This is a genomic window from Azospirillum sp. B4 (assembly GCF_000333275.1).
Classification (GTDB): Bacteria; Pseudomonadota; Alphaproteobacteria; order Azospirillales; family Azospirillaceae; genus Nitrospirillum.
The window spans coordinates 1-5841 of the sequence record NZ_BACU01000024.1 but is presented as its reverse complement, the minus strand read 5'-3'; the positions used below and the strand labels follow the sequence as shown (position 1 = coordinate 5841).

Genomic DNA, 5841 nt, shown 5'->3' with positions numbered 1-5841 from the left:
TCCTCATGCTGGCCGTACATCACCAGCGATGTCACCTTGAAATTGGGTGTCGCGGCCATGGCGGCGTCCATCAGGTCGGTCAGGCCCCCCAGCGCGTCCATGCGGGTCGCCTTCACCACCAGGGGGTCGCGACCCAGCGCGATCATCATCGGGATGTTGTCCGACGCCTGCACGTGGATCAGGCCACGCGGCGGGGTCAGGCTCATCCACGGCACGGCCCAGCTGGCCACGGCCAGGGCCCAGCGCTGGTAGAAGGGCATGGTGCCGCGCGACCAGACGGCGGGGGCCGTCAGGATGGCGCCCTTGAAGCCGGGGGGCAGGGCGTGCCCCGCCAGCGCGACCAGCAGCACGGCCCCGCCCATGCTCTCCCCCGTCAGGAACAGCGGCGTGTCGGGGTAGCGGGCGTGGAGGGCGGCGGCTGCGTCCCACATGTCGCGCACCATGACGTCCCCGCCGGCCCATACGCCGGGTCTGGGGTTGCGGCCGAAGCCGCGCTGGTCGTAGGCGTAGGTCGCGACGCCCCGTTCCGCCCACCAGCGGCCAGGCGCGTCATAGCTGTTGGCGTAGTCGTTGAAGCCGTGCAACGCCAGGATGACGGCCCGGGGCGGGCCCCCGGCTGGCAGCCACGACTGGGTGGGAAGCACGGCGCCGTCGCGGGCGGTGATGCCGGCTTCGCCCAGGTGGGGGGCGGCCGCGACCGGCGGCGGGGCTGGGCGCGTCGTTGGCGCGCAGGCCGGCAGCAACGCGCCTATCAGGCAGACCAGCAGGCGAAACAGGACGGCGCCCCACCGGCGGGGTGCCGGCTGCGGGCGCCATCCGTCATGGAAGCGTGCCTCAGCGCGAACCGTCATCGGCGGCGGGTGCGCGGGTCAGCTGAAGGAAAATGTCCTCCAGGTCCGATTCCTTGGTGCTGAGGTCGACGATGGTCAGGCCGGCGGCGGCGATGGCGTTCAGGACCTCCCCCACCTTCACGCGGCTGGGCGGGTACTGCACCGTCAACTGCCGGCCCTTCAGCGCGACCTCGAAGCCCGCCAAGGTGGACGGCACCTCCGTCAGATCCTGGTCCACCACCGCCACCAGGTCCTTGCGGTCCAGGGTCCGCAGCAGACGGTCGGTGCTGTCGCACGCCACCACCTGGCCGTGGTTGACGATGGCGATGCTGTCGCACAGCTCCTGCGCCTCTTCCAGATAGTGCGTGGTCAGCACCACGGTGGTGCCGGCACGGTTCAACTCGCGCACATGGGCCCACAGGGACTGGCGCAGTTCCACGTCCACGCCGGCCGTGGGCTCATCCAGCACCAGCACGGGCGGTGTGTGCACCATGGCCTTGGCCACCATCAGGCGGCGACGCATGCCACCCGACAGGGTGCGGGCATAGGCGTTGGCCTTGTCCTTAAGCCCCACCGCCTCCAGCAGGCGCTCGGTCTGCCGCTCCCGCTTGGGCACCCCATACAGGCCGGCCTGTAGATCCAGCAGCTCACGCGGTGTGAAGAAGGGATCCATGTTCAGTTCCTGGGGCACCACGCCAATGGCGGCGCGGGCGGCCCGGGGGTCCTGGTCGATGTCGATGCCCCAGATCTTGGCGGTGCCGCCGCTCTTGGTCACCAGGCCCGCCAGGATGTTGATCATCGTGGACTTCCCGGCGCCGTTGGGTCCCAGCAGGCCGTAGACCGACCCGCGCGGAATGGCGAGGTCGATGCCTTTCAGCGCCAGCTTGGCCGGGGCCTTGCCGCTGGCCTTGTAAGTCTTGGTCAGGCCGCGCAGCTCGATCGCCAGGGCGGGCTGGGCGCCAGTGGGGGGTGTTGGGGCGGGGGGTGTTGGGGCGGCGGGTGTCGGGCCGGCCGGTGTCGGCGTGGACGGTGCGGGGTGGGTATCGGGCGCGCGCGTGTCGGGCATGGGATCGGGACGGTCCATGGGTGGCGGGGCCTGAGACGCTTGGGGGGGCCGAACGAAGCGGAGGCCCAACCAAGCCGGGCTGAAAAAGGCGTACACCCCAGGCTTGTTCATGGTCAACCACGGCCGTCACACCCCCCACCAAGGAGGTCGGTCCCATGGAATATCCGGTAAGAATGCCGCCCACCGCCTCACGCTTGATCCGGCGGCGCGCTTGGCTATGATCCGGGCGTCGGCGGGACGATCGTTCCGCCCCGGATCTTATTTTATGGAGCGCCCAGGGCCATGCAGCCGATTGAGACGATCTATGTCGATACCCCGTCCGTCGGGTGCGATGGCGGGGGCGGCGCGCTGGGCCATCCCCTGGTCTATCTGACCATGGAAAAGGAAGGCAAGATCGACTGCCCCTACTGCGGCCGCCACTACATCCTGTCCGAGGCCGGCAAGACCAAGGGCGGCCACGGCCACTGACCGCCCAGGGCCGGCGGCGGCCCTTCCCCATGAGAGCGGTGCCAGTCCTATTGGCCCGCTCCCTCAAGGAACCTATTCTTCCGCATCGATAGCGGTGCGCGATTCGCCGCGATATACCAGGGTCGGTAGGCTATCGACCCTTGGCCGCAAGGGGTGGGGTCTGCCTGCGTTCATTCCCCTCGAACTGGCGACTGATGGCCCCCGTTCATCCCCAATCGACTCCCACCCGCCTGCCGTTGGCCAAGCTGCCCTTCGTGGGCCTGCGGCGTGACGGCGCGCTGGGCTATTGGGTGATGCCCACGGATGGGGATGTTGCCATCGGTCCCGCTGCCGTGGGCTTGGGCCGCACCTACGCCGCCTGGTTCCTGCTGTATGCCGAGATCAATGGCCGGTCGGCCGCCCGCGCCCTGCTGGACAGCATTGAGCGGGAGATGCCGTCGCGCTATCCCGCCGTTGATCGCGCCTTCCTGGCGGAAATCGCCGGCCGTGGCTTTGCGCAAAACGCCGCGTGAGATTCGCGTACGTTCTCTCGTTCAGGTTGCTTTTGGGCTGGGTGCCGTCTACGGTTGCCCATGATAACCAATTGTAAACGGCCGACCTGGTATGCAGGGTGGCTTAGGTTTGGCGGTGATCCGGGGCAATTTGCGAAAATTGTCTGAAATGATAGACTCCATTGAAACGCCGAAAGGATGGCAGCCGTCGTGCTTGAGGAATTCAGCATCACCCTGTTCGTGATCGCGCTGCTGGGCGCGGTCTGCATGGTCGCCATGGTGCTGTTCCGCCAGACGCTGCTGTACGCCACCCGCAACGCCGTGGCGGAGATGGAGGGGCGTGTGGCCAAGACCCGCGCCTCGTTCGACGGGGCCGTGAAGGCGCATGAGCAGAACCAGGCCCGGACCCGCGACCTGGAGGAAGAGCGGCGCATGATCCAGAACCAGTTGGCGGAAGCCCAGCGCCGCCTGCTGGCCGCCCAGGCCGACAATTTCGAGCTGATCCACGAGGTGGGGGAGGCCGGGGCCGGCCGCCGCCTCTACACCGGCAGCCTGTCGCTGGGCGCCACCCTGACCGTGAACCAGACGGCCACCACCCACAGCCACTTGCGCGGCTGTCCCCACCAGGTGGAGGTGTGGGCCGAGAACCAAGCGGAGGCCCTGCGTCTGGCCCGCCAAGCCTTCCCGGAGACGGCGGGCTTCACCCTGTCGATGCTGCAGACGCAGGATGCGCCGGCCCCGCAGCTGGTGGCCTCCTGATGTCGGGTGCGCTGCTTGCCAATATCGGCCTGATCGTCCTGCTGATGTATTCGCTGATCCAGTTCACGCTGACGGCCCGCAGCATCGAGGATGACCGCCGGTTGCGCGAGCGCCGCCTGGGCCGTTTGGAGGAGGAGCTGGGGCACGTCACCGCCGCGGCCAACGATGCCAAGGCCACGGCCGAGGGCAGCGCCCGCGAGGTCGCCACGCTGGAAGAGGCGGTGGCCGCCCTGCGCGTGGTCCGGGCGGAGGCCGACGCCAAGCTGCGCGACCTGCAATCCGCCCCCCGCCGCCGCATCACCGTTCCGGACAAGGCCGTTCTGGTGCATGGCCGGCTGTGGGAGGTGACGGTGGTGCAGGCGGCCAATGACGGCGATACCAGTGGCCGGCTCTATCTGTTCGGTGCCACCACCGATCGCGATGCGCGCTTCCGCGCGGAACAGCGCTTTCCCACCAGCCTGGGCTTCCGCGTCCAGAAGGTGGAGCGCTTCAAGCGGGGCTGACGGCCATGGCACAGCCCCCTGATTCTCCGGTGGATGATGACGCCGCCTCCTTCGTCATCCCCGCCACCGTGCCGCCCTTCTTCGGCCGGCCGGGCATGGAACGCGCCCTGCTGCTGGCCCGTGGCGTGCGGCGCATGCTGGTCCACCACGGCATGCGCTCCATGCTGGAGGTGCCGCTGGCCAATAACCGCCGCGCCGACATCCTGGCCCTGGCCGGCGACGGCACCGTCACCATCGTGGAGATCAAAAGCTCCGTCGCCGATTTCCGCGCCGACCACAAATGGGGCGACTACCTGGAATTCTGCGACCGCTTCTACTTCGCCGTGGGCGAGGACTTCCCCCAGGAACTGATTCCTGCGGAATGCGGTCTGATCGTGGCCGACGGCTATGGTGCCGAAATCCTGCGGGAGGGGCCGGAGGTGAAGCTGAACGCCGCCCGCCGCAAGACCCTGCTGCTGCGCGTGGCCATGCAGGCCTTCCAACGCCTGCACCAGGTGGAAGACCCCCGGCCGACGGCGTTCTAACTGGATGCTTGGGGCCTCAGAAAAAATAAAGCAGCCGTTCGGGCAAAAACAGGCCTTGGATGCCCGTCAGTGCCAACGCCAGGATAAGGAAGGCCGCCCCCCAGCCACCGAACAGGCGGAGCCGTTGTCGCCCCCTTACGGCACGCTTCTTGAGATTGTTTCGGGAGACGGCGTTGGCCTCGCGGGTCTTGTCATCCAGACCGGGCCTATCCTCAAGATCCTCCAGCGCCTCTCGCGTCCGCAAAAGATCGAACATGGGCAGCATCAGCAGGATGGATCCAAGTAAAGACAGGAATGTGGCCCACCACCCCAGTGCGTCCGTCATGGTGTCGCCTTTCTCCCAAGCCGGGGGTCAGCGCCGGCTCAATGTCGGCGTTGGAGGGGACATCGCGACGGCTTCCTCGAGCCCGGTTTCGTATTCCGTGACGGTGTAGACCTGGGCATGGGACTCAAGGGCCGACCAGTTCAGGGGCACTACGTCCATCATGTTCAAGAGGTCCGTCCCGACCAGCTTGAGGTAGACGGCTTCCGTTTCCTGCATTGAGGCGGGAACCGCCGCGACCTCTGCATCCGGGCGCCGGAAACGGAAATGCGGCTCGAAACCACAGGCGCGGATGACACGAAGCAGAAGGGCGTAGGTGACTCCCTCCGTTCCCCGCCCAGACTCAAGATCGCTGATGCGGGGTTGGCTGACGCCCAAGCGGTTGGCCAATTCGGTCTGCGACAGCTCCGCAGCCTGCCGCGCGTGCCTGATCAGGCGGGCCCCCGCCATGACGTCCTCCGCTTCCTGCACCAGCGTGGCGAAGTCGCCATCATTGCCGATGATCTCATCGGCGGAGCGGGCATGGCGACGTCCGGAAGCCTTCTTGAAATCGGTCATCACGAAATTCCTGCGAAAAGATGACTTAGGGCATGGCGGCACGACGAACGCGAGCCTGCGCCTGAAGAAATGCCGGTGCTTGATCTAAGGGAACGATGCCAAGAACGGTGACCTCCGCGCCGCCGCCGCTGTCGTCGGTGACGCTGTAGATGATGGAGTAGGGGGATGAGTCGTAGCAGTACAAAAGGGGAATCGTCCCAACAACTTTGTCTGCCTCAACCTCCGATGATCCATACTTGTGCGCGCAATTCACCCCTGGCCAGAAAGGAAGGCGGCGGGCCTGGAACGATGGGCCCGTGCCCTCACGATTTCCTCATAAG

General features: G+C 67.1%; 9 protein-coding genes. 5 read left to right on the top strand and 4 right to left on the bottom strand.

From position 1 onward, the window contains the following. On the bottom strand, positions 1-851 hold an 851-nt coding region (locus tag I55_RS00940; RefSeq protein ID WP_049973713.1), incomplete at its 3' end, for an alpha/beta fold hydrolase. Then, positions 835-1896 carry an ATP-binding cassette domain-containing protein gene (locus tag I55_RS00935; protein WP_376739160.1) on the bottom strand — a complete coding sequence of 354 codons (1062 nt, stop codon included), beginning with the start codon at positions 1894-1896 and terminating at the stop codon, positions 835-837. The genes I55_RS00935 and I55_RS00940, both read right to left, overlap by 17 nt. 282 nt (positions 1897-2178) lie before the next feature. On the opposite strand from I55_RS00935, the gene I55_RS00930 reads away from it, so the two are divergent. From I55_RS00930 to I55_RS00910, 5 genes are all read left to right on the top strand, one after another. Beyond that, positions 2179-2364 carry a zinc-finger domain-containing protein gene (locus tag I55_RS00930; RefSeq protein WP_044558547.1) on the top strand — a complete coding sequence of 62 codons (186 nt, stop codon included), beginning with the start codon at positions 2179-2181 and terminating at the stop codon, positions 2362-2364. A gap of 194 nt (positions 2365-2558) precedes the next feature. Beyond that, positions 2559-2876 (top strand): hypothetical protein, encoded by a 318-nt coding sequence (locus tag I55_RS00925; protein WP_148293514.1) that lies wholly within the window; start codon positions 2559-2561, stop codon positions 2874-2876. Positions 2877-3065: 189 nt separating this feature from the next. Beyond that, positions 3066-3614 carry a hypothetical protein gene (locus I55_RS00920; RefSeq protein ID WP_148293513.1) on the top strand — a complete coding sequence of 183 codons (549 nt, stop codon included), beginning with the start codon at positions 3066-3068 and terminating at the stop codon, positions 3612-3614. Beyond that, complete coding sequence (locus I55_RS00915; protein ID WP_044558544.1) at positions 3614-4117, top strand: hypothetical protein; 504 nt, start codon at positions 3614-3616, stop codon at positions 4115-4117. Before I55_RS00920 ends, I55_RS00915 begins: the two co-directional genes overlap by 1 nt. Positions 4118-4122: 5 nt before the next feature. Then, positions 4123-4641, top strand: a complete 519-nt coding sequence (locus tag I55_RS00910; RefSeq protein WP_307718687.1) for an MmcB family DNA repair protein — start codon at positions 4123-4125, stop codon at positions 4639-4641. Between the two features lie 16 nt (positions 4642-4657). Here I55_RS00910 and I55_RS00905 read toward each other — a convergent pair whose 3' ends face one another. Then, positions 4658-4966, bottom strand: coding sequence for a hypothetical protein (locus I55_RS00905; protein ID WP_044558543.1), 309 nt, complete (start codon positions 4964-4966; stop codon positions 4658-4660). A gap of 27 nt (positions 4967-4993) precedes the next feature. Then, the gene (locus tag I55_RS00900; protein WP_044558542.1) at positions 4994-5521 is read right to left on the bottom strand and encodes a helix-turn-helix domain-containing protein; all 528 of its coding nucleotides are present in this window, start codon (positions 5519-5521) and stop codon (positions 4994-4996) included. Between the last annotated feature and the right edge of the window lie 320 nt (positions 5522-5841).

What these genes read in the sequence shown, in the direction of transcription:
- I55_RS00935 (WP_376739160.1), bottom strand. Translation starts at nt 1,896, where the DNA reads ATGCCCGACACGCGCGCGCCCGATACCCACCCCGCACCGTCCACGCCG.
- I55_RS00930 (WP_044558547.1), top strand. Translation starts at nt 2,179, where the DNA reads ATGCAGCCGATTGAGACGATCTATGTCGATACCCCGTCCGTCGGGTGC.
- I55_RS00925 (WP_148293514.1), top strand. Translation starts at nt 2,559, where the DNA reads ATGGCCCCCGTTCATCCCCAATCGACTCCCACCCGCCTGCCGTTGGCC.
- I55_RS00915 (WP_044558544.1), top strand. Translation starts at nt 3,614, where the DNA reads ATGTCGGGTGCGCTGCTTGCCAATATCGGCCTGATCGTCCTGCTGATG.
- I55_RS00910 (WP_307718687.1), top strand. Translation starts at nt 4,123, where the DNA reads ATGGCACAGCCCCCTGATTCTCCGGTGGATGATGACGCCGCCTCCTTC.
- I55_RS00905 (WP_044558543.1), bottom strand. Translation starts at nt 4,966, where the DNA reads ATGACGGACGCACTGGGGTGGTGGGCCACATTCCTGTCTTTACTTGGA.
- I55_RS00900 (WP_044558542.1), bottom strand. Translation starts at nt 5,521, where the DNA reads ATGACCGATTTCAAGAAGGCTTCCGGACGTCGCCATGCCCGCTCCGCC.